At 66.0% G+C, this 20,803-nt stretch carries 22 protein-coding genes; 15 read left to right on the forward strand and 7 right to left on the reverse strand.

The annotated features are described in order from the left end of the window. Nucleotides 1–17 precede the first annotated feature (17 nt). The 4 genes from RH831_RS01520 to RH831_RS01535 are packed head-to-tail and all read right to left on the reverse strand — an operon-like array spanning nucleotide 18 to nucleotide 3,271. Nucleotides 18–1,628 (reverse strand): GTP-binding protein, encoded by a 1,611-nt coding sequence (locus RH831_RS01520; RefSeq protein ID WP_310552522.1) that lies wholly within the window; start codon nucleotides 1,626–1,628, stop codon nucleotides 18–20. Between the two features lie 31 nt (nucleotides 1,629–1,659). Continuing rightward, nucleotides 1,660–2,457, reverse strand: a complete 798-nt coding sequence (pyrF, locus tag RH831_RS01525; RefSeq protein ID WP_310552523.1) for an orotidine-5'-phosphate decarboxylase — start codon at nucleotides 2,455–2,457, stop codon at nucleotides 1,660–1,662. Beyond that, a complete protein-coding gene (locus RH831_RS01530; RefSeq protein ID WP_310552524.1) occupies nucleotides 2,454–2,825 on the reverse strand; it encodes a hypothetical protein in 372 nt (123 codons plus the stop codon). Before RH831_RS01530 ends, pyrF begins: the two co-directional genes overlap by 4 nt. Beyond that, entirely contained in the window at nucleotides 2,825–3,271 is a 447-nt protein-coding gene (locus RH831_RS01535; RefSeq protein ID WP_310552525.1) for a DUF2240 family protein, read from the reverse strand. The genes RH831_RS01530 and RH831_RS01535 overlap by 1 nt, the downstream gene beginning before the upstream one ends. Before the next feature lie 89 nt (nucleotides 3,272–3,360). Here RH831_RS01535 and RH831_RS01540 point away from each other — a divergent pair, with 89 nt between their 5' ends. Continuing rightward, on the forward strand, nucleotides 3,361–3,750 hold the full coding sequence (locus tag RH831_RS01540; RefSeq protein WP_310552526.1) for a 30S ribosomal protein S8e: 390 nt from the start codon (nucleotides 3,361–3,363) through the stop codon (nucleotides 3,748–3,750). On the opposite strand, the gene RH831_RS01545 is transcribed toward RH831_RS01540, so the two are convergent. Continuing rightward, nucleotides 3,751–5,979 carry a CDC48 family AAA ATPase gene (locus tag RH831_RS01545; RefSeq protein WP_310552527.1) on the reverse strand — a complete coding sequence of 743 codons (2,229 nt, stop codon included), beginning with the start codon at nucleotides 5,977–5,979 and terminating at the stop codon, nucleotides 3,751–3,753. It lies immediately after the preceding gene. 103 nt (nucleotides 5,980–6,082) lie between these two features. On the opposite strand from RH831_RS01545, the gene radB reads away from it, so the two are divergent. The 3 genes from radB to RH831_RS01560 all read left to right on the forward strand — a co-directional run bounded on the left by radB (nucleotide 6,083) and on the right by RH831_RS01560 (nucleotide 7,715). After that, nucleotides 6,083–6,778 carry a DNA repair and recombination protein RadB gene (radB, locus tag RH831_RS01550; RefSeq protein WP_310552528.1) on the forward strand — a complete coding sequence of 232 codons (696 nt, stop codon included), beginning with the start codon at nucleotides 6,083–6,085 and terminating at the stop codon, nucleotides 6,776–6,778. A 263-nt stretch (nucleotides 6,779–7,041) separates the two neighbouring features. Beyond that, the gene (locus RH831_RS01555) at nucleotides 7,042–7,317 is read left to right on the forward strand and encodes an AbrB/MazE/SpoVT family DNA-binding domain-containing protein (RefSeq protein ID WP_310552529.1); all 276 of its coding nucleotides are present in this window, start codon (nucleotides 7,042–7,044) and stop codon (nucleotides 7,315–7,317) included. Then, nucleotides 7,314–7,715: a hypothetical protein gene (locus RH831_RS01560; RefSeq protein ID WP_310552530.1), complete on the forward strand. Its 402-nt coding sequence runs from the start codon at nucleotides 7,314–7,316 to the stop codon at nucleotides 7,713–7,715. The genes RH831_RS01555 and RH831_RS01560 overlap by 4 nt, the downstream gene beginning before the upstream one ends. Before the next feature lie 163 nt (nucleotides 7,716–7,878). On the opposite strand, the gene RH831_RS01565 is transcribed toward RH831_RS01560, so the two are convergent. After that, nucleotides 7,879–9,021, reverse strand: a complete 1,143-nt coding sequence (locus tag RH831_RS01565; RefSeq protein WP_310552531.1) for a CBS domain-containing protein — start codon at nucleotides 9,019–9,021, stop codon at nucleotides 7,879–7,881. A gap of 113 nt (nucleotides 9,022–9,134) precedes the next feature. On the opposite strand from RH831_RS01565, the gene RH831_RS01570 reads away from it, so the two are divergent. From RH831_RS01570 to carB, 11 genes are all read left to right on the forward strand, one after another. Further along, nucleotides 9,135–10,442: an NAD(P)/FAD-dependent oxidoreductase gene (locus tag RH831_RS01570; protein WP_310552532.1), complete on the forward strand. Its 1,308-nt coding sequence runs from the start codon at nucleotides 9,135–9,137 to the stop codon at nucleotides 10,440–10,442. A 49-nt stretch (nucleotides 10,443–10,491) separates the two neighbouring features. Next, nucleotides 10,492–10,731: a CDGSH iron-sulfur domain-containing protein gene (locus tag RH831_RS01575; RefSeq protein ID WP_310552533.1), complete on the forward strand. Its 240-nt coding sequence runs from the start codon at nucleotides 10,492–10,494 to the stop codon at nucleotides 10,729–10,731. Between the two features lie 21 nt (nucleotides 10,732–10,752). After that, nucleotides 10,753–11,442 carry an MBL fold metallo-hydrolase gene (locus RH831_RS01580; protein ID WP_310552534.1) on the forward strand — a complete coding sequence of 230 codons (690 nt, stop codon included), beginning with the start codon at nucleotides 10,753–10,755 and terminating at the stop codon, nucleotides 11,440–11,442. A gap of 44 nt (nucleotides 11,443–11,486) precedes the next feature. Further along, a complete protein-coding gene (locus RH831_RS01585) occupies nucleotides 11,487–12,752 on the forward strand; it encodes an FAD-dependent oxidoreductase (RefSeq protein WP_310552535.1) in 1,266 nt (421 codons plus the stop codon). Nucleotides 12,753–12,792: 40 nt separating this feature from the next. Beyond that, nucleotides 12,793–13,200 (forward strand): hypothetical protein, encoded by a 408-nt coding sequence (locus tag RH831_RS01590; RefSeq protein WP_310552536.1) that lies wholly within the window; start codon nucleotides 12,793–12,795, stop codon nucleotides 13,198–13,200. After that, entirely contained in the window at nucleotides 13,197–13,739 is a 543-nt protein-coding gene (locus RH831_RS01595) for a DUF5815 family protein (protein ID WP_310552537.1), read from the forward strand. Before RH831_RS01590 ends, RH831_RS01595 begins: the two co-directional genes overlap by 4 nt. 48 nt (nucleotides 13,740–13,787) lie before the next feature. Then, the gene (gene pabB / locus RH831_RS01600; RefSeq protein ID WP_310552538.1) at nucleotides 13,788–15,233 is read left to right on the forward strand and encodes an aminodeoxychorismate synthase, component I; all 1,446 of its coding nucleotides are present in this window, start codon (nucleotides 13,788–13,790) and stop codon (nucleotides 15,231–15,233) included. Continuing rightward, nucleotides 15,230–15,826 carry an aminodeoxychorismate/anthranilate synthase component II gene (locus RH831_RS01605; RefSeq protein ID WP_310552539.1) on the forward strand — a complete coding sequence of 199 codons (597 nt, stop codon included), beginning with the start codon at nucleotides 15,230–15,232 and terminating at the stop codon, nucleotides 15,824–15,826. The genes pabB and RH831_RS01605 overlap by 4 nt, the downstream gene beginning before the upstream one ends. Beyond that, the gene (locus tag RH831_RS01610) at nucleotides 15,811–16,677 is read left to right on the forward strand and encodes an aminotransferase class IV (RefSeq protein WP_310552540.1); all 867 of its coding nucleotides are present in this window, start codon (nucleotides 15,811–15,813) and stop codon (nucleotides 16,675–16,677) included. The genes RH831_RS01605 and RH831_RS01610 overlap by 16 nt, the downstream gene beginning before the upstream one ends. Nucleotides 16,678–16,698: 21 nt before the next feature. Next, nucleotides 16,699–16,944 carry a flagella cluster protein gene (locus RH831_RS01615; RefSeq protein ID WP_310552541.1) on the forward strand — a complete coding sequence of 82 codons (246 nt, stop codon included), beginning with the start codon at nucleotides 16,699–16,701 and terminating at the stop codon, nucleotides 16,942–16,944. 77 nt (nucleotides 16,945–17,021) lie between these two features. After that, complete coding sequence (gene carB / locus RH831_RS01620; protein WP_310552542.1) at nucleotides 17,022–20,240, forward strand: carbamoyl-phosphate synthase large subunit; 3,219 nt, start codon at nucleotides 17,022–17,024, stop codon at nucleotides 20,238–20,240. On the opposite strand, the gene RH831_RS01625 is transcribed toward carB, so the two are convergent. Next, the gene (locus RH831_RS01625; protein WP_310552543.1) at nucleotides 20,241–20,801 is read right to left on the reverse strand and encodes a DUF1684 domain-containing protein; all 561 of its coding nucleotides are present in this window, start codon (nucleotides 20,799–20,801) and stop codon (nucleotides 20,241–20,243) included. Nucleotides 20,802–20,803: the final 2 nt, after the last annotated feature.

Consider the following 20,803-nt stretch of genomic DNA (forward strand, 5'->3'; position numbering starts at 1 on the left):
CAGGCAGAACACGCCCCCTAACGGGAATCGTGTCCTGAAATAGCTGTTACGGTCCCAACACCTTTGCTCTGTCCCTCGCGGAAGACGAACTGCTGGCCTGCTTCGATGAGGTAGGGGTTGAACTTGAACGTGATTTGTGCCCGGCCGGAGTCACCCGGGAGCAACTGGCCGTCCAGCGGGTCGATGCGAGCGGCCTCGCTCACCGTCTCCAGATGGACGACCGGTTCGTAGCCCGTGTGAATGCGTGTCGGGTGGTTGAGCACCATCACCTCGGCCTCGAAACTCCGGGTCGGGGTCGGATCGGCCGATCGGGGCACCAGTGCCATCCCCCGAGCGAGTTCTGACTCCTCGATCCCCGACAGGGCGATCCCGACGATCCGGCCCGCTTCGGCTCGATCGACGCGATGGTAGTGGGTCTCGATCGACCGGACCTCGACCGGCCGGAATCCCGTCTCCCCGACCGGACCGACGAGCAGTTCGTCCCCCGTTTCGACTGTCCCCGACTCGATGGTTCCCGAGGCAACCGGCCCGACTCCCGTAATTCCGTAGGTCCGGTCGATGTACATCCGAAAGTCGCCGCCCGCTGCAGCAGTCTTGGGCAGGCACTCGAAGAACGTATCGAGGATCGAGAGGCCATCCATCGTGACCGCACTCGTCCGGACGATGGGCACCACGCCGTCCCCGATTTCCTCGATCGCTGCCTCGACGCCGTGACGGGACACCGAAAGCGGGCTCCGGCCCGCCTGGCGGAGCAGCCGTTCGACGTCCCGCTCGACGGTCTCGACGGTCTCTTCGTCGACCATGTCGGTCTTGGTGATCGCGACGATGGTCGGGAGGTCCGTCGCCAGAAGCACGCCCAGGTGCTCCCGGGTGGTCGGGGTCGGTCCGTCGTCGGCGGCGACGGTGAGTAGCCCGTAGTCCAGTTTCTGGCCGAGCAACCCCCGAATCGTCGTCGAGAGCCAGGGTTCGTGGCCCACGGTGTCGACGAAGGAGACCACCCGGTCGGCGGACTCGACGACGGCCGCTCGGTCGGATTTCCGGTCAGGGCGTTCGACCCGAACTGGACCCGCCGCGTCGAAGCCATAGACCCCATAGGAGAGATCCGCGCTCAGTCCACGCTCGACCTCGTGGGGCTTGACGTCCAGGTACGAGCGCATGCCGCCCTCGCCGTCGTCCGGGCGTCCGGTCACGAGGCTGCCGACCAAAGTGCTCTTCCCGTGGTCGACGTGGCCCGCCGTCCCGACGATGAGGTGGTCGGTGGCGACCTCCAGGGCCCCGCCGTCCTGGATCGTCGCCACTCCGACCAGCCCACCACCCTCGGTCCCCCAGGTCTCGACGGATTCGAGGTGGGCGCCGGCCTCCTCGGCCAGCAGGCTCAACACGTCCATCGACTCGGAGAAGGCCGCCTGGGAGATCCCCGCGATCGCGCCGTCGTCGGTCACGCCAACGACGTAGGTGGCCTCGCCGTCCCCGGAGAGCACGCGATGGCGAAGCTGTGCCGCCAGGCTCTCGAAGCGCGCCTCGGAGAGATGGACCTCCCGGGAGAGCCGTTCTTTGAACTCGACGCGGCCGTCGGTCCGTTCGCCCTGCGACAGCGCCTCCTGGAGCAGGGCCCGGTCACCGGCCATGAACGGGGGTTCGGGAGAGTCGGAGTTAAGCCTACCCCCGGTAGGCGTTCAGCTCATCGCGCAGCCGTTTGGCCGCAACCCCGGCCGCCCGCTCCCAGTTCGGCCCGTCCTCGCCGGCGAAGATGATCCCCCGTGAAGAGTTCACGAGCCCCACGCCGTCGGCCAGGCCGGCCGTTGCCGCTGCCTCGAGGTCCCCGCCCTGCGCTCCGACCCCGGGGACGAGAAACGGCAAGTCGGGCACTCGATCCCGCAGGGCTTCGAGTTCGTCCGGTGCCGTCGCCCCCACCACCAGCCCCACGTTGCCGTGTTCGTTCCAGCCGGCCGCGAGGTCGGCCACGCGCTCGTAGACGGTCCGACCGTCGGCCAGTTCGCGGTCCTGGAGGTCCGCTCCGCCCGGGTTCGAGGTGCGACAGAGGACGAACACGCCCTTCTCGGCCTTCGAGAGGAACGGCTGCAGGGAGTCACCGCCCAGATAGGGGTTGACCGTGATCGCGTCAGCGTGTTCGAGCAGGTCGGCGTACTGGCGGGCGGTGTTCCCGATGTCCCCGCGCTTGGCGTCCAGAAGCACCGGCACGTCCTTCCCGTGGGCGTACGCGATCGTCTCCCGGAGGGCCCGCCAGCCATCGGGATCCTCGTAGAAGGCGGCGTTTGGCTTGTAGGCCGCGGCGTACTCGTGGGTCGCGTCGATGATCCGGCGGTTGAAGGCGAATCTGGGCAGGTCTGTGTCCCGAACCGAGTCAGGAAGCCGGGCCGGGTCGGGGTCCAGCCCCACGCTCACGACGCTGTCGATCCGGTCGATGCGGTCGGCTAAATCCGTGAAGAAGCTCATTGGGACGGCAGTACCGCCCGGAGCACATCAATGACCCGTTTCACCGCCGCCCCGCGCTCGACGAAGAGCAGTGTCGCCGGCGGCGTCGTCGCCTTCGGTCGCACCCGGAGCCCGGCCTCCCGACCTGCCTCGGCCACGGTCGCGGGGTCCTCGCTGAAGGAGAGAACCAGACGCGTGTCCTGTTTGGTCGCCTCGAAGACCGGCTCCGAGCCGTCCTGAACGGCAAAGGCAGGGGTGTCGAGGGCGTCGGGTTCGGCGTCGAGGTCGACGACCGTTAGTCGATCGAAGGGTGGGTCGGTGAGCCCCTCGATTTCGGCCCGGAGGAGCGTCGCCAGCCGGTCGGGATCGATGATCTCGTCCTCGACCATCAGGAACGCAACTCCGTGTTGACTTCGGTGGCGATCTCCGAGACGTCGACGCCCCGCTTTCGAGCGTAGAGCACGCCAGCCGTCCCGGCGGTCACCGAGAGGGACTCCTGGAGGGTGTTGATCGCGGCGACGGTCTCGCGGCGGTCCAGCCCCGACGCGACGAGCGTGTCGATTATCGCCTCGATCGGCGATCGGTCCTGGAAGAGCGTCTCGTCCGGGACGAACCCGTCGGGGACGGTGACCGAGGTGGGATCGAACGTGGCCTGGAGTTCCTCGTCGACCGACTGGAGAAGGCCCCGCTTCCGGCCGAGTTCGATCAGCGTCTTTGCCTGATCGGGGGAGACCCAGTTGCGATCCACCGCCAGATCGACGACGAAGGCCTGTTCGGAGAGTTGCTCCCGCCCCGCCCGCTGGAAGGGCGCGGCGACCGCGACACGCAGACTCATCGTGGGAGAGTGGAGCCGCCGACCCTAAACGGTTCGGTTCCCCGGCCCCAAGCGAGAGGTTAAAGTGTGCGCTGGGGCTCGATACGGATATGCAAGATCAGGGTCGCTCCACGCGCACCAAGACCGGCGGCCGCGTCCACCGGCACACGACCAAGAAGAAGAAACACCAGCTCGGCAACAGCCCGACCGAGACCCAGTTCGACGAGCCGTCCTACCGGACGGTTGCCGGCCGGGGCAACACCACGAAGATCCGCGCGCTCGCGACCAACGTCGCCAACGTGACGACCGAGGGCGAAACCGAGCGTGTCGACATCGAGAACGTCGTCGACAACCCCGCGAACCCGAACTACGCTCGCCGGAACATCATCACGAAGGGTGCGATCATCGAGACCGAACTCGGCTTCGCGCGAGTGACCTCCCGACCCGGCCAGACCGGCCAGGTCAACGCGAAGACCGTCGACTACGAGCCCGAGGAGTAGTTACTGGAAGCCGACGTGACGTTCGTGGTCCCGGCCAGCAGCACCGGGGCCCGTCCCTCCGGTCAACTCTTCTTCGACCTGGTCGTAGTACTCGAGCAGGTCGTCAGTGACCGTCGGCCGCACGTCCTCCAGGGCCGCCCGGAAGTGTGACATCTCCACGACCTCGGCGTCGGGGTCGTCCCGCAGCGCCTCGATGGCGGCCTCCCGGGCCACCGTCGCCAGGTCCGAACCCACGAAGCCGTCGGTCCGTTCGGCGATCTCCCGCAGACTCACGTCCGGCGAGAGCGGCGTGTCCGCCGTGTGGATCCGCAGGATCTCCTCCCGACCCGCCTCGTCGGGCTGGCCGACCATCACCAGGCGGTCGAACCGACCCGAGCGAATGAGCGCGGGGTCGATGATATCGGGGCGGTTCGTCGCGGCGACGACCATGACCCCCTCCATCTGTTCGAGGCCATCGAGTTCAGTCAACAACTGATTGACCACCCGCTCGGAGACGTTGTTCCCCGCGTCCTGCCCGCGCCCGGGAGCCAGGCTGTCGAGTTCGTCGAAGAAGACCACCGTGGGGCTGACCTGTCTGGCCTTCCGGAAGGTCTGCCGGATGGCCTTCTCGGATTCGCCGACCCACTTCGAGAGGAGCTGTGGCCCGCGCACGCTGATGAAGTTGGCGTCGGTCTCGTTTGCCACCGCCTTGGCCATCAGGGTCTTGCCCGTCCCGGGCGGCCCGTAGAGCAACACGCCCGCAGGCGGGTCCACGCCCAGGCGCTCGAAGTTCTCCGCACCGGAGAGCGGCCACTCGACGCTCTCTTTGATCTGGGATTTGACCGATTCGAGGCCACCCACGTCGTCCCAGGTGACCTTCGGGAGTTCGACCAGCACCTCCCGCATCGCCGAGGGCTCGACCTCGTTGAGCGCCCCTTCGAAGTCCCGTTCGGTGACGATCATCCGGTCGATCAGCGAGGCGGGCACCTCCTGTTCGTCCAGGTCGATCTCGGGGAGATAGCGACGGAGCGCCCGCATCGCGGCCTCCTTGGAGAGGGACTCGATGTCCGCGCCCACGAAGCCGTGGGTGTCATCCGCGAGTTCGGAGAGCGCCACGTCCTCGGCCAGGGGCATCCCGCGGGTGTGGACCCGCAGGATCTCCTCGCGGCCGACCTCGTCCGGAACGCCGATCTCGATCTCGCGGTCGAATCGACCGGGGCGACGCAGCGCCGGATCGACGGCATCGACCCGGTTGGTCGCCGCGATCACGATGACCTGGCCGCGACCCTCCAGGCCGTCCATCATGGTCAATAACTGGGCGACGACCCGGCGCTCGACCTCGCCGGTCACGTCCTCGCGTTTCGGCGCAATTGAGTCCAGTTCGTCGATGAAGACGATCGCCGGCGCGTCCTCTTTGGCGTCCTCGAAGATCTCCCGGAGTTGCTGTTCGGATTCGCCGTAGTACTTCGAGATGATCTCCGGGCCGGCGATGGAGAAGAAACTCGCGGCGGTCTCGTTGGCCACGGCCTTCGCGAGGAGGGTCTTGCCCGTCCCGGGCGGGCCGTGGAGGAGCACCCCCTGCGGTGGCTCGATGCCGAGTTTCTTGAACACCTGTGGGTGTTTCATCGGCAACTCGACCATCTCGCGGACCCGCTGGATCTCCTTGTCCAGGCCGCCGATGTCCTCGTAGGTGATGCCGCCGCCGGTGCGCTCGAAGCCGGCGATGGGCTCCTCGCGGAGTTCGACCTCGGTGTCCTCGGTGATCAGCACCGTACCCTCCGGCTCGGTCTCGACGGCGATCAGCGGGATCGCCTGGCCCGGCGAGCGCATGAAGGGGTGGTTGGTGCTCGACATCACGGGGACGATGTCGCGGGCGACGACGGGGCGTTTGAGGATCTGACGTTTGACCATTCCGGCCGCGTCCGAGCCGAACTGCACGCTTGCGTCCTCCGGCGGGGCGAGCACCAGTCGGTCGGCCGGTTCGGTGCTGGCCTTCCGGATAGTGACCCGTTCGCCGATGCCGACGTCGGCGTTCTGTCTGGTGAACCCGTCGATCCGGACGGTGTCGCTGTTCCAGTCCTGGCGGTCGGCCCGCCAGACCTTCGCGGCCGTCCACTCCGCCCCTTCGATCTCGATGATGTCGCCGGGGCTGAGTTTGAGATGCAACAGCGTATCCGGATCGAGGCGAGCGATACCGCGGCCCGAGTCGTTCGGGTAGGCCTTTGCCACCTCGAGTTGGACTTCGTTCATGGTCGCCCTGTGGGGATGTGTTACAGTGCGATTGGTAGACGGATGAACGTTGCGCCGGGGGAACACCGGGGGCTTTTCAACCGATGGCGACCAACTCCCGCCCGTGACAGACGACGTGCCCACCGGCTGTGGGGCTCTCGATGACCTCCTCGGCGGCGGGTTCGAGCGCGGGACGGCGACCCAGCTCTATGGGCCGCCCGGCGCGGGCAAGACCAACCTCGCGTTGAGCGCCAGCGTCGCCGTGGCGAAGGCGGGCGGTGAGGCCCTCTACGTCGACACCGAGGGCCTGTCCGTCGAGCGCTTCGAGCAGATACTGGACGGCCAGACCGACGAGACCGAGGCCGTCGCGCGGAACATCGTCGTGACCGAGGCGACGGACTTCGAGGAGCAGGCCGAGGCGGTGCGGGACGCCGCGGAGTTCGCCGAGCGGATGGACCTGATCGTCCTGGACAGCGCGACGGGCTTCTACCGCCTGAAGCGGACCGGCGACGCAGAGCGGGGGGACACACTCCGGGCCGTCGCCGACCAGGTGACCCACCTGCTCGCGCTGGCCAGAAAGCACGATCTCGCGGTCGTGCTCACGAACCAGGTCTTCAGCGACCCCGAGAGCGAGTCGGGCCGGCCCAAACCCCTGGGCGGGCACACCCTCTCACACTGGACCGGGACGATCGTTCGCCTCGATCGCTACAAAGGTGGAAACCGGCGGGCGATCCTGGAGAAACACCGTGCCAAGCCGGAGGGCGAGCAGGCGGACTTCCGGATTACTGGCGCGGGGATCGAAGACGCCGAGCGACGGTAGGTTCATCGACCCCCCGGGGTTTTCGGGTTATTGGCGGTCGACGAAAATACTAACAGCCAGCGGGGAGTAGAAGGGCGCAAGTGGCCGGTTTTGGCCATGGGTTTCAGATGGACCCTCGTGGGGTTGAAGCCTCGCGAACAGTGCTGATGTTCGATACTTCGGAGCGGTTTCAGACGGACCCCCCGTGGGGTTGAAGTGACACAGCGTGGAAACGACCAACCCGCCGAACGTTTTAATGGTACTACGGCCCGTAGTACTTGATAATGAGTACGGGGAACGATATCGAGAGCGAAACGACCCGTATCACCCGGAAGGGCCAGGTGACGATCCCAAAAGCGTTCCGCGACGAGCTTGGCCTCGATGAGGGAGACGAAATCCGCTGGGAAAAGACCGAAGACGGGATTCGGATCAAGAAGGCAACGGGCTCGGCGGGACGTGGCATGTTAGTCGAAGACGTTCCGGCGGAAAAACGCGAGGAGATGGCCGAAGAGATGGCGGCCGAGATCCGCAAGAAGCGTCGGACGGAGTGGCATCCGTGACTCGCTACACCGTCGACGGCGTGGCTATGGCCCGCTATCTCGTCGATCGACTGCCGGCAGCCGCAGACGAGGTTTTCGAGCGGGCCGAAGAAGGTATCGACGTGCTCGAAGCACCAACAGTGGCCGTCAGCGAAGCCATCTGGGCTGCATCGAAGAAGGGGAAAATCGCGGGCATCGAGGTCGACGTTTCGGCGAACGAAGTGCTGGGCGGGCTCGTGAACGACGGCCCGGTTCAGGTCGCTCCGAGCGACGAGCAGGACCTCGCGGTTTTTGCCAGCCTCGTTACTCACCACACGCTACACGACGCCCTGCTGATAGCGAATCATCGAGTCCGGGACACCGAAGCGATCGTCACCGCTGATGGGGAGTTCGCGAGCGAGACAACCATCTGGAAATGAGTTGAAGCGGGGAACTCTGGAGAATTACCACCCAAAAATCTGCCCCGACCGAATCGCCGTCTACAGGCGGAGCAGGCCGAGTGCCTCGGGGTCGTCGGAAGACGGAGTCTTCCGGGATGACGAGAGACCTTCGGTCTCTCGAACCACTTGACCCCGAGGCGGTTCACAACTCGTTCAGCTTGCGAAGCAGCTGGCCCTCGTACTTCTCGTCGGCGCGGATGTCCTTGAGTTCGAGGACGTTGCGCTCCAGTTTGTCCATCGCGACGTGGAAGGCGTTGTCGGAGCCGTAGCCCTCGCCGGACCCGGCGATCTGGCCACGATTGGTTCGGAGCCGGATCTGGGCCTGAATCAGCGGCGTGCCACGGAGCTTCTCGTTGTGCTTGTGGAACCGCACGTGAGCGTGCTGGACCTGCATGTCGCTGTACTTGTCCGCCGCGGCGGTGATCCGCTCGCGGATCTCAGCCCGGGAGAGGGTGTCGAGCAGATCGATGTTGGTGATCTGCACGTCCATCTGCTGCTCTTCGGTGAAGGTCAGCGCCCGCAGCACGTCGGTCTTGGTCACCACGCCGTCGACCCGTCGGTCGTCGTCGGGGTCGGTGACCACGACGCCGCCGATGTCCTCCGCGAGCATGGTCCGCACGGCGTCCTCGACGGAGACCGTCGGCGTGACCGTCTCGACCGGGCTGGACATCATGTCGTACACCGGCAGGTCGAGCACCCGCTCGACCTCGCCGCGGCGGTCTCCGACCGTGGCCTTGGACATGTCCCGGATGACCACGTTGACCACGTCGTGGACGGTCACGACGCCCGTGAGGTCACCCGCGTCGTCGAGGACGGGCAGCCGGGAGATGCCGTTCTCCCGCAGGCGGTTGATGACCCGCCCGACCGTGTCGCTCTCGGTGGTCGTGACGATGTTCGTGGAGTAAATGTCGGCCACGTTCAGAGCATCGAGGTTGTCAAGCACCGCCTCGAGGATCAGATCCTCGGTGACGATCCCCCAGAGGGAGTCGTCCTCGAAGACCGGCGCGACCTTGGTGTTGCCCTCGACCAGCATCCGGGCCGTCTCCCGAATGTCCTCCGTGCGGGACACCTTCGGAGCGTGTTTTGCCAGCGCCTCGGCCTTGGCGTCGTCCTCGACGTGGGACTGGAGGAGCTGTCGTTCGGTGATCACGCCACGGTACTCGCCACCTTCGGTGACGATGATCCCCTTGGGATGTTCCTGCTCGAAGATAGATCGCACCTTCCCGAGTCGTCGGTCGACGGGCACTTCGATGTAGTCCGTCGTCGCGATGTCGGCAATATCCATAGTGAGTGGGCGGAGATTCGACCGGGAGAGGTTTTAAGGTTTGTTATGGAATCGCAACCGGTCCGACCAGGCCGATCACAATCCTATTCCACCCGGCTCGCCGAAGGTGGAGTATGATCGCTATCGTCGGGGGTGGCATCGCGGGACTCACCGCCGCCTATCGGCTCAGGCAGGCGGGCCGGGAGGTCCGGGTTTACGAGGCCGCCGAGGCCGTCGGTGGGCTGGCCGGAACCTACGAGACCGCCGGGGCCCCCATCGAGCGGTACTATCACCACCTCTCGAAGTCCGAGGAGCGGATCGTCGAGTTGATCGACGAACTGGGGCTGGGTTCGGACCTGCAGTGGCCGATCGGCAAGAACGCCTACTACATGGACGGGACGGTCTATCCGCTGGATACGCCCTGGGAGATCGCCGCCTATCCGTATCTGAGCGTCTATGACACGTTCCGGCTCGGGATGCTCGTCCTGGGGGTGGACATGCGTGGCGGGATTCCCAGCCCCGGCGCGTACGAGGACCTGACCGCCTACGAGGACGTGCCGATCGAGGCCTTCATCCGTGAGCACACCACCGACGGCGTCTACGAGAACTTCTTCGAGCCGCTCCTGGAAGCCAAGTTCGGCGAGCGCAAGACCGAGGTAAGCGCGGCCTGGCTCCTCGGCCGGGTCCGCTTCCGTGGCGAGCGGGACCTGTTGCGGGGCGAACCGCTTGGCTACCTCGACGGGGGCTTCGGCCGGCTGATCGACGCCCTCGTGGCCGCGATCGGCGAGGAACACGTCGTCACGGGCACGCGCGTGACGGCTGTCGAAGTCGACGACGGCGTCCAGTCGATCACCGTCGAGGGCGCGGAATCCGGCACTCGCGAGGTCGAAGCCGTGATCGTCGCGACGATGCCCGACGTCCTGGCTGATCTGACCGGCTACGAGAGTGACGTGTCCTTCCAGGGGACGGTCTGTTCGGTGGTCTCGATGGACGAACCGCTGACGGATACCTACTGGCTGAACATCGGGGACGAAGCTCCCTTCGGCGCACTCATCGAGCACACGAACTTCGTCGACCCCGAGCACTACGGCGGGGAACACCTGCTCTACGTGCCAAAATACGTCCAGTCGATGGACGACCCGCTGTGGGAGCAATCCGATTCGGAGATCGAATCGACGTGGCTCGCGGGCATCGAGTCGCTGTTCCCCGATTTCGACCGGGAGTCGGTGAACTGGATCGAGACGAGTCGAAACCGACGGACCGCCCCGGTCTACGAGCGCGGCTACCTGGAGACGGTGATTCCCTTCGACCTCCAGGCCGCAGTCGGCGAGGGGGTCTACTACGCCGGTATGGCCTCCCGGGCGCAGTACCCCGAGCGGAGCCTGGACGGCGGGGTCGTGGCCGGAGAGACCGTCGCCGACCTCGTTTTGGCCCAGACGTAGGGCCGTTTTGCCATCGGAGTATAAGTATCGGGCCAGCGAAACAGGTGGTATGGCCCGCGAGATCACCCACGAAGCCACCAGCCCGAAGATCATCGACGCGGAAGACATCGACCCCGAGAAGGGCGACGTCGCCATCTGCATGTGTGGCCTGTCCGCCGACTACCCCTTCTGCGATGGCTCACACGCCGCGACCCGCGACGAGGAACCGGACACACACTACAAATACGAGGGCGACGATGACGAGGGCACGCGCCGGACCATCGCCGAGATGGTCTACGCCGAGGAGTAGCCCGGTTCGGCTTTCTCGTACATGGCACGCCAACTCACTGACGAGGTCTGGCTCGTCGAACGGCCCCGGGTCAACGTGTCGCTCGTCGAAGACGACGTCCTGACCTTAATCGACGCGGGACTCCCCTGGGACGGACCGGCGATCCGCGAGGCCGTCCGAAAGATCGGGTTCGATCCGGATCGAATCGAGCGAGTGCTGGTGACACACTTCGATCTCGACCACGTCGGGGGACTGCGAGCGTTCCCCGAGGCCGAGACGGTCCACGTGGGGCGAGCGGACGCCGCCTATGTGCGCGGGGACCTGACTCCGGGATTCGGCGATCGGAAACGCGTCTTCCAGCGGCTGACCGAATTCTTCCGAAAGCCACCCCAGGCCCCGGTCTCGCCAGTCGATGACGGCGAGACGATCGGGTCGTTCACGGCGGTCCACACGCCCGGCCACACGCCGGGGCACACCGCCTTCTACAGTGACGCGTTGGACGTGGTTTTCGCGGGCGATCTGGTGTTCAGCGACGGCGAAACGCTCTCGCTGCCGCCCTGGTATCTGAGCCAGGATACCGACCAGCTCCGGGCGAGCGTGGACGAGCTAGCGAGCCGACTCCCGCCGATCGAGGTGCTCGTCTCCGGCCACGGCGAGCCGCTGGTGAGCGGTGGGTCCCAGGCCCTCCAGCACTTGGCTCAAGAAACGTGTGGTTCCGGCGGGAACGGCTGACTGATATAGCAATCCACTTTAGGGGCGACGGTGAAAAGCCGAATATGAGCGCGTCGTACGTAATTATTGGCGATGGTATCGCGGGCAGCACCGCGGCCGAGACACTGCGAGAGCACGACGACGAGGCGGACATCACCGTCATCACTGACGAGGGCGAGCCCCTCTACAACCGGATTCTGATCAAGGAGTTCGCGAAGGGCAAGATGCCCGAGGGCCCGGTCTCGATCCACGACGACAGCTGGTACAGCGAGCGGGACATCGACCTGCAGATGAACACGCACGTCACGCAGGTCGACGACGACGCCCACGAGGTGCACACTCACACCGGCGACACCATCGAATACGACAAGCTGCTTGTCGCCACGGGTGGCACGCCGACCCAGCTCCCCGTGCCTGGCACTGACGCCGAGGGCGTCCATCACTTCTGGACCTTCGAGGACGCGCGGGGCATCCGGGAAGGGGTAGAAGCGGCGGACAACGCGGTCATCGTCGGGGCCGGCCTGCTCGGCATCGACCTGGCGGCCATCGCCGGCGCACACGACGTGGAGAACGCCCGCTATATCATGCGTGGCAACCGCTGGTGGCGCTACGCGCTGAGCCTGGAGGGGGCCGAGATCATGCACGACGCGATGCGGGACCTGGGCGTCGAACTCGTCCTGGAGTCCGGCGTCGAGGAGTTCGTCACGGACGAGGACGGCCACGTCGAGGCCACCATCGACGCCAACGGCGACCGCTACGAGAGTGACTTCGTGGGCTCGGCAATCGGCCTGAACTTCAACACGGAACTGCTCCAGGGAACGGCCGTCGAGGCCGACAGCGACGGGATCCACACGGATTCGTGCATGCGGACCGACGCCGAGGACGTCTATGCGGCCGGTGACATCGTGGTCTTCGAGGACCCGATCGTCGGCCGCGAGGCCCAGAACGGCTCCTGGGGCTCGGCGAAGGAACAGGGCGACCTGGCGGCCCGGACGATGCTCGCGGACGCGGGCGAGGCCGTCGAGACCGAGGAGTTCCGCTGGGTCTCCTCGTACTCGATCACCCACTTTGACTTCCCGTTCCTCTCCTTTGGCTACCCCACCGAGGGCGACGACGAGGCCGAGCGCAAGTACGACGAGACGACCTGGCGGCGGCTCGCCTTCGAGGACGGCCAGCTGATCGGCGGGGTCCTCATCGGCGACATGGCGGCCCAGTCCAAATTCAAGGCCATCATCAAGAGCGGGGCCGACGTTGCCGACCAGAAAGACGTGCTCCTCCAGGAGAACTTCGACGTCGCGGACCTGGACGTGGACGTCGAAATCGACGCGTAAGGACCGAAGCCGTTTTGCGGGATTCGTCCCCAGTCCGGGTATGAGCACACCGGACGGGGGCGGGATGACCCTCGCCTTCGAGCTCTCGGCACTTCAGTCCCTGGCCGAACCGGGGACGGCGTTTGCCGACGCTCGCCAGTGGACGGAGTTTACGGGGGTCGTCACGAACGGGGATCCGGACCGATTCGCCAGATACACCCGCAAGCGGCGCATCCGACCGGATTTTGCCACCCGAGACCGCAACATTATAGAGACCCTCGAGGGCGTGATGGCAGAATACGAGGCCGACCGCTACGTCCTGGTCACCGACGGGGAGGCCGATCGGGAGCCGGTCGAGGCGGCCGGCTGGGAGTACCTCCCAATCGAGGAGGCCGCGGCGGCCGCCGACTGGGCCGTCGGCACGCAACGCAAGCCTGACGGGGACGTGGAGCGTACGGACTGGCCATGACGGCCCAGCCCGGCGTCCCGAATCACGAGAGCGACGCGGAGATCGATCTGCCCTGTGGCGAAAAAAAGGCGGTAGCCGACCTCGATCTGGGCATGCGAGAGTTCGACTGTGACTGTGGGGAGACACACGCCGTCGTGATGGACCCACACCCACCGTCCCGGTTCCTCCCGGAGGAGGTAAGTGACATTCTGGCGGAGACAATCGTCACCGAGGGCGGGGAGATCGAGGAGTTCGGCACGATCCCGCTGATGGGACTGGTGATGGAGGCCCACCCGGACCGAATCGTCACCCACGACGCCTCCGAGGACGGCACGACCGGCTTCGCCGTCGCCTGGATCGCCGACTTCGAGGCCCGGCGACTCCACGAGATCGTCGTCGAGACGGTGATCGACCTCATGCAGGAAGCCGTGGAGAACGCCGAGGCGGATTCGGCCGCCGCCAAATTCACCACGGAGTTGGCGACCTTCGACGTCGAGGAGTTCGTCGCGGACTACCGCGAACAGCGGGACTTCGAGGACGAGTTCGACGAACCGGTCTGATCGGGGGCAACCCAAAGTGTCTTGAGCGACGGCCGACCTTCCACGATTATGCGACCGTTCACGGTATCGACCACCCGGTCGGCGTTCGCGGAACGGGCCGCCGGCGCCCCCGAGGGGGCGCGGGTCCCGATCGTCGGTCGGCTGGAGGCGACTCCCTGGTTGGCCTACCGCCGGGCTCGTGGGTCCGAGCCATCCTTCTTCTTCGAGACCTCCGGCGGCCGCGAGGGCTGGGGCTACTTCGGCGTCGAGCCGACCGAATTTCTCACCGTCGACGGGCAGGGTGCCCTCGACCGACTCGAAGCAACACTCGAAACGGAGGCTCTCGTCGAGACCGACTGTGAAATCCCCTATCCGGGCGGGCTCTTCGGCTGGCTTTCCTATGATGTCGTCCGGGAGCTGGAGGAGCTCCCCACGATGGCGGCGGACGACCGAAACCTGCCACACCTCCAGTTCGGTGTCTACGAGGCCATCGCCGCCTGGCGAATGCCCTTCGAAGACGAACTCTTCCTCGTCGCCTCGCCACGGGTCGAGGGGGACCCCGAAGCGGCCTACGACCGCGGCCGCGACCGACTGGACGCCCTCGCGACGGCCATCCAGGAGGGTGACCCCGCTGTTGGGGAACCGCCTGCAAAGGTGGATACCGCGTCCTTCGAGAGTCGAACCGACCGGGACGCCTACGCCGAGCGGGTCGGACGGGTGAAAAATTACATCCGCGAGGGGGATACCTTCCAGGTCAACATCTCACAGCGGCTGGAAGCCCCCGCGGCAGTCCACCCGGTCGAGGCCTACGACGCGCTCCGGACGGTGAACCCGGCCCCGTACTCCGGCCTGCTCGAATACCCGGGGGTCGATCTGGTGAGTGCAAGTCCCGAACTCCTGTTAGAGCGGGCGGGCGACCGGATCGAGACCGAACCCATCGCCGGGACGCGGCCCCGTGGCGAGACTGAAGCCGAGGACCAGCAACTCGAGGCCGACCTCACCGGCGACGAGAAAGAACGCGCCGAGCACGCGATGCTCGTCGACCTGGAGCGCAACGATCTGGGCAAAGTGTCCGAATACGGCACCGTCACCGTCGATGAGTACCGGCGTGTCGATCGCTACTCCGAGGTCATGCATCTGGTCTCGCTGGTCTCGGGCCAACTCCGTGAGGACGAAAGTGTGGTCGATGCCATTCGAGCGGTGTTCCCCGGCGGAACGATCACCGGCGCGCCGAAACCCCGCACCATGGAGATCATCGAGGAACTCGAACAGACCCGTCGCGGGCCCTACACGGGAAGCATGGCGGCGATCGGGTTCGACGGCCGGGCGACCCTGAACATCGTCATCCGGACGCTGGTTCGCCACGCCGACCAGTACCACCTCCGGGTCGGTGGCGGGATCGTCCACGATTCGGTCCCCGACCGGGAGTACGACGAGACCCTGGACAAGGCCCGGGCACTCCTGAACGCCGTCGACGCGGCCCTCGATGCGGGGGCCCTGGAGGTGGAGGAATGAGCGACTGTGCGCCACACCTGCTGGTCGTCGACAACTACGATTCCTTCGCGTACAATCTGGTGCAGTACGCCGGGGAGTTCGCGGGCGAGGTGACGGTGCGCCGGAACGACAAGATCGACATGGACGGGATCCGGGAACTCGACCCGGACGGCATCATCGTCTCGCCAGGGCCGGGGATCCCCCAGGAGGCGGGCGTCTCGATGCCGATCTTCGAGGAACTCTCCTATCCCACGCTCGGGGTCTGTCTGGGCCACCAGGCACTCTGTGCGGTCCACGGCGCGCCGGTGGATCACGCACCGGGTGTGGTCCACGGGAAATCCTCGGTGGTGACCCACGACGGGAAGGGGATCTACGCGGAGTTGCCCGCCGAGTTCGAGGCGGGCCGGTATCACTCCCTTGGCGTCGAGCGGGAGAAACTCCCGGACTGCCTGGAGGAGACAGCCTGGACCGACGACGAACCCGAACTCGTGATGGGCGTGCGCCACGCGGACCGGCCCCACTACGGGGTCCAGTACCATCCGGAGAGCATCCTCACCGACCGGGGGAAAGATATCGTTCGCGCATTTATCGGCGAAGTATGCAGTATCACGTAAACGGCGAACTGGTCCCCGAGGCCGAGGCGACAGTTTCCGTCGACGACCGGGGCTTTCAGTACGGTGACGCCGGATTCGAGACGCTGCGAGCCTACGGCGGGACGCTCTTCAAGTGGGCGGAGCACCTCGACCGACTCCAGAACACCTGTGAACTGCTGGGAATGCCAGATGTCATCCCAGGGGACCTCCGCGAGCGCGTCGAGGCGACCCTCGACGCGAACGACCTGGCGGAGGCCTACGTCCGGATGTCGATCACACGAGGGGTGCAGCCCGGCGCGTTGACCCCCCAGCCGGAGGTCGACCCGACAGTGGTAATCATCGTGAAAGAACTCCCGCGAGCGGGCGTCCACGGGACCCCCCGCTGGGACGGACCGGCGACGGTGAAACTCGTCGAAACCCGGCGCAACCACCCCGACGCGATTCCTCCGGGCCTGAAGACCCACAACTACCTCAACGGCATCCTGGCACGCCTGGAGCTTCGAGCCGAGGACGGCCGGATCGAGGCCGACGACGGGATCATGCTGGACACCGAGGGCTACGTGGCGGAGGGGACCACGGCAAACGTCTTCTTCGTCGAAGACGGCGTGCTTCACACCCCCTCCCTCGACGGCCCGATCCTGGCCGGCGTGACCAGAGACGTGGTCCTCGAACTCGCGGCCGACCTCGACATCCCGGTCGAGACGGGTCGCTACCGCCCGGAGCGCCTGCGGGAGGCCGATGAGCTCTTCCTGACCAACACCACGGGCGAGGTCTGGCCGATCGGCAAACTCGACGACCAGCCCTTCGAGGTGGGGCCGGTGACCGAACGGCTCCAGGCCGCCTACGACGAACTGGTCGAGGAGTTCTACTGACGAGGACGTACACCACGATCGATGGACACCCTTGACCTGACAGACGGCTTTTCGATTCACGACTATCGCCACGGACTCAAATTGCTTCGCCAGGACGGGGAGCGGATGCTGCTCGAAAACCGCGAGGAGTATGCCTGCCCGGCCTGCGGCGAGCCTTTCGAGCGACTGCTGGTGACCGAAAATACAGTCCACTCCTTCCAGACACCGCCCTCCGGGCCGATCTGTCTGGCCCACACGGGAGAGAAACTGCTCGTGCTGACCCACTGACTTCGAATTTCGAAATCGAGTTGCGAAAACTGGAATCTATCGCCGGACTTATTACGATGTGCGGGTTTTCATCGGTAATGCCAGACGACCGGACCGTACTTCTCATCGGAAGTGGGCCGATCCAGATCGGACAGGCTGCCGAGTTCGACTACTCCGGTGCACAGGCCTGCCGAGCCCTCCAGGAGGAGGGCGTCCGGGTCGTCCTCGTGAACTCCAACCCGGCGACGATCATGACCGACCCCGAGATGGCCGATAAGGTCTACATCGAGCCGATCACCACCGAGGCCATCGCGGCGGTCATCCGGAAGGAGGAGCCTGACGGGGTCATCGCCGGACTGGGCGGCCAGACCGGCCTGAACGTCACCGCCGAGTTGGCCGAACAGGGCGTCCTCGAGGAGCACGACGTCGAGATCATGGGGACCCCACTCGATACGATCTACGCGACCGAGGACCGCGAGCAGTTCCGCGACCGGATGCAGAACCTCGATCAACCGGTTCCGAAATCGGTCACCATCGAGTCCATGGACGACATCGAGGACGCCGTCGACTCGGTCGGCGGGCTCCCGGTCATCATGCGCACGACCTACACCCTGGGCGGCCAGGGATCGGGGGTCGTCCACGACATGGACGAACTCCACCAGCGGGTAAAACGCGGTCTGAACCTCTCGCGGAACCACGAGGTGATGATCACCGAGTCCATCGACGGCTGGGTCGAACTGGAGTATGAGGTCATGCGTGACGCCGCGGACTCCACGATCATCATCTGCAACATGGAGAACCTGGACCCGATGGGGATCCACACCGGCGAGTCGATGGTCGTGACCCCGAGTCAGGTCATCCCCGACGAAGGCCACCAGGAGATGCGGGATGCGGCACTGGAGGTCATCCGCGATCTGGGCATCCAGGGCGGCTGTAACATCCAGTTCGCGTGGCACGACGACGGCACTCCCGGCGGGGAGTACCGGGTCGTCGAGGTCAACCCGCGTGTCTCCCGGTCCTCCGCGCTGGCCTCGAAGGCGACCGGCTACCCCATCGCCCGGGTGACCGCGAAGGTCGCACTGGGCAAGAAACTCCACGAGATCGAAAACGAGATCACCGGCGAGACCACCGCGGCCTTCGAACCGGCCATCGATTACGTGGTCACCAAGGTCCCCCGGTGGCCCAAAGACAAGTTCCCCGAGGTCGACTTCGAGCTCTCGACGGCCATGAAATCGACCGGCGAGGCGATGGCCATCGGCCGAACCTTCGAGGAGTCCCTGCTCAAGGCCCTGCGCTCGACGGAGTATGTCCCCGCCGTGGACTGGGAGACGGTCTCGGACGAACAGCTGATCGAGAACCACCTGGAGCGGCCGACCCCGGATCGGCCCTACGCCATCTTCGAGGCCTTCGAACGGGGCTACTCGACCGCGGAGATCGTCGCGTGGACCGGCATCGAGGAGTGGTACATCGAACGCTTCGAGAACGTCGCCGCGGCGGCCATCGACGCCGCAGCCGGCGACTTCGAGACGGCCATCGAGACCGGCTTTACCGACGCCGAGGCCGCGGCGATGGCGACGACCGGCGAACCCGACCTCACCGCCACCGGTGGCGGGGTCGGCCCGACCGAGGTCGATCTCCCAGGCACGGAGTCGAACCCCGAAGTCAGCGTCGAGACCGCAGCAGCCGCGGGGCTCCCCCGGACGTTCAAGCAGGTCGACACCTGTGCGGGGGAGTTCGCCGCCTCCACGCCGTACTACTACTCCTCGCGGTCCCCGAGCGAGCGCACCCGCGAGGAGGTCCAGACCGACCCGGACGTCGAGAGTGTCGTCATCGTGGGAGCCGGCCCGATCCGGATCGGGCAGGGCGTGGAGTTCGACTACGTGACCGTCCACGCGGTCCGGGCCCTCCGGGAGGCGGGCATCGAGACCCACATCGTCAACAACAACCCGGAGACCGTCTCGACCGACTATGACACCTCCGACGGCCTGTTCTTCGAGCCGATCACCGCCGAGGAGGTCGCGGACGTCATCGAGGCCACGAACGCGGACGGCGTGATGGTGCAGTTCGGCGGGCAGACCTCCGTGAACATCGGCGACCCGCTGGCCGCGGAGATCGAACGCCGGGGCCTCGACTGTGAACTGCTTGGCACCAGCGTCGAGGCGATGGATCTGGCGGAGGACCGCGACCGGTTCAACGTCCTGATGGACGAGATGGGCGTCGTCCAGCCCGCCGGCGGAACGGCCACCAACGAGGCCGAGGCACTCGACCTGGCCCACGAGATCGGGTATCCCGTGCTGGTTCGGCCGAGTTACGTCCTCGGTGGGCGCGCGATGGAGGTCGTCTACGACGACACGGAGCTCAAATCCTACATCGAGGAGGCCGTTCGGGTCTCCCCCGAGAAACCGATCCTCGTCGACGATTACCTGGAGGGAGCCATCGAACTCGACGTGGACGCCGTCGCGGACGGCACGGACGTGCTCATCGGCGGCGTGATGGAACACATCGAGTCTGCCGGGGTGCACTCCGGGGACTCCGCGGTGATGATCCCGCCACAGAACCTGGACGAGGAGACGATGGCCCGCGTCCGGGAGGTCGTCGAGGACATCGCGACGGCCCTGGAGACCGTCGGCCTGCTCAACGTGCAACTGGCGATCCAGGACGACACGGTCTACGTCCTGGAGGCCAATCCACGGTCCTCCCGGACGGTGCCGTTCATCTCGAAGGCCACGGGCGTGCCCATCGCGAAGATCGCCGCGAAGGTCATGGCCGGACAGTCCCTGGCGGAACAGGGCATCGAAGAGCAGATCCCCGAACAGGTGTCGGTGAAGGAGGTCGTGTTGCCCTTCGATCGGCTCCCCGGGTCCGATCCGACCCTGGGACCGGAGATGAAATCCACCGGCGAGGTCATGGGCACGGCAAACACCTGGGCCAAGGCCTACCAGAAGGCCCAGATGGCGATCAACAAGCCGATCCCGACCGAGGGGACGGCACTCATCGACCTGAACAACCCCGAGTTCCCCGATCGGGACAGCGCCGCCGGACGGGAACTCATCGAGGGCTACGCCCGGCACTTCGCCATCGCGGACTTCGAGGACGAATCGGACTTCGAGGCAGCCATCGAATCCGGGGACATCGATCTGATCATCTCGCGGAATCGTGACCCGCTTCAGGTCGCCGTCGAACAAGACGTCACCTACTTCTCGACCTATCCCTCGGCGAAGGCCGCCCTCGCCGCCATCGAGGCCCAGGACGAACCCCTGGACATCGAATCGGTCTCCGAGCGGCCAAAGCGCACCGCGAAGTGGGGCCTGGAGTAATTAGCGGTCCGGGGCGTGGGGCTCGTCCGGATAGGCCTTCTCGCCCGCCTCGATCCGCACGTCGAGCCAGTTTTCGGTCGGGATGAGCGGACACTCGTAGGCCTCGTTGTACGCACACGTCGGGTTGTATGCCATGTTGAAGTCGATGAGCCACGTGCCGTCCTCGTAGTGTCGGTCCCGTTCGAGGTCGAGATAGCGGCCCGCGCCGTAGGTCTCCTCGCTGTTCGTCTCGTCCCGGAAGGGAACCCAGAGTCGATCCTCGGACGGATCGCCCTTGTACGCCTGGATCGTCACCGTCTCGCCGTCGATCTCCAGGTGGAACTCACCCCATCGGAGGTACTCCTGGGCGTTGCCTGCCGTGGTCTCGACAGTCAGGCTCTCGGGATCCTCGTGCTCGTGGAGTTCGGCCTCGAAACGCATCGACGGATCAACCGCGAAGTACTCCAGTCCCGCAAAGTCGGCCTGGGCCGAGCGCGGAATGGGCGACCGTGGGCTCTCCGCGAAGTACTCCTCCTTCTGCTGGCGCTGCTCGCGGACGTGCTCCTCGTACTCGTGTGCCATCA

It is taken from the genome of Halodesulfurarchaeum sp. HSR-GB, assembly GCF_031432215.1.
Taxonomy (GTDB): Archaea; Halobacteriota; Halobacteria; order Halobacteriales; family Halobacteriaceae; genus Halodesulfurarchaeum.

Excerpts from the sequence above, each read along its gene's own strand:
- RH831_RS01580 (WP_310552534.1), top strand. The coding sequence starts at position 10,753 with ATGGCACGCCAACTCACTGACGAGGTCTGGCTCGTCGAACGGCCCCGG.
- RH831_RS01605 (WP_310552539.1), top strand. The coding sequence starts at position 15,230 with ATGAGCGACTGTGCGCCACACCTGCTGGTCGTCGACAACTACGATTCC.
- carB (WP_310552542.1), top strand. The coding sequence starts at position 17,022 with ATGCCAGACGACCGGACCGTACTTCTCATCGGAAGTGGGCCGATCCAG.
- RH831_RS01520 (WP_310552522.1), bottom strand. The coding sequence starts at position 1,628 with ATGGCCGGTGACCGGGCCCTGCTCCAGGAGGCGCTGTCGCAGGGCGAA.
- pabB (WP_310552538.1), top strand. The coding sequence starts at position 13,788 with ATGCGACCGTTCACGGTATCGACCACCCGGTCGGCGTTCGCGGAACGG.
- RH831_RS01590 (WP_310552536.1), top strand. The coding sequence starts at position 12,793 with ATGAGCACACCGGACGGGGGCGGGATGACCCTCGCCTTCGAGCTCTCG.
- RH831_RS01540 (WP_310552526.1), top strand. The coding sequence starts at position 3,361 with ATGCAAGATCAGGGTCGCTCCACGCGCACCAAGACCGGCGGCCGCGTC.
- RH831_RS01565 (WP_310552531.1), bottom strand. The coding sequence starts at position 9,021 with ATGGATATTGCCGACATCGCGACGACGGACTACATCGAAGTGCCCGTC.
- pyrF (WP_310552523.1), bottom strand. The coding sequence starts at position 2,457 with ATGAGCTTCTTCACGGATTTAGCCGACCGCATCGACCGGATCGACAGC.
- RH831_RS01610 (WP_310552540.1), top strand. The coding sequence starts at position 15,811 with ATGCAGTATCACGTAAACGGCGAACTGGTCCCCGAGGCCGAGGCGACA.
- RH831_RS01615 (WP_310552541.1), top strand. The coding sequence starts at position 16,699 with ATGGACACCCTTGACCTGACAGACGGCTTTTCGATTCACGACTATCGC.
- RH831_RS01575 (WP_310552533.1), top strand. The coding sequence starts at position 10,492 with ATGGCCCGCGAGATCACCCACGAAGCCACCAGCCCGAAGATCATCGAC.
- RH831_RS01625 (WP_310552543.1), bottom strand. The coding sequence starts at position 20,801 with ATGGCACACGAGTACGAGGAGCACGTCCGCGAGCAGCGCCAGCAGAAG.
- RH831_RS01530 (WP_310552524.1), bottom strand. The coding sequence starts at position 2,825 with ATGGTCGAGGACGAGATCATCGATCCCGACCGGCTGGCGACGCTCCTC.
- RH831_RS01595 (WP_310552537.1), top strand. The coding sequence starts at position 13,197 with ATGACGGCCCAGCCCGGCGTCCCGAATCACGAGAGCGACGCGGAGATC.
- RH831_RS01535 (WP_310552525.1), bottom strand. The coding sequence starts at position 3,271 with ATGAGTCTGCGTGTCGCGGTCGCCGCGCCCTTCCAGCGGGCGGGGCGG.
- RH831_RS01545 (WP_310552527.1), bottom strand. The coding sequence starts at position 5,979 with ATGAACGAAGTCCAACTCGAGGTGGCAAAGGCCTACCCGAACGACTCG.
- RH831_RS01570 (WP_310552532.1), top strand. The coding sequence starts at position 9,135 with ATGATCGCTATCGTCGGGGGTGGCATCGCGGGACTCACCGCCGCCTAT.
- RH831_RS01555 (WP_310552529.1), top strand. The coding sequence starts at position 7,042 with ATGAGTACGGGGAACGATATCGAGAGCGAAACGACCCGTATCACCCGG.
- RH831_RS01585 (WP_310552535.1), top strand. The coding sequence starts at position 11,487 with ATGAGCGCGTCGTACGTAATTATTGGCGATGGTATCGCGGGCAGCACC.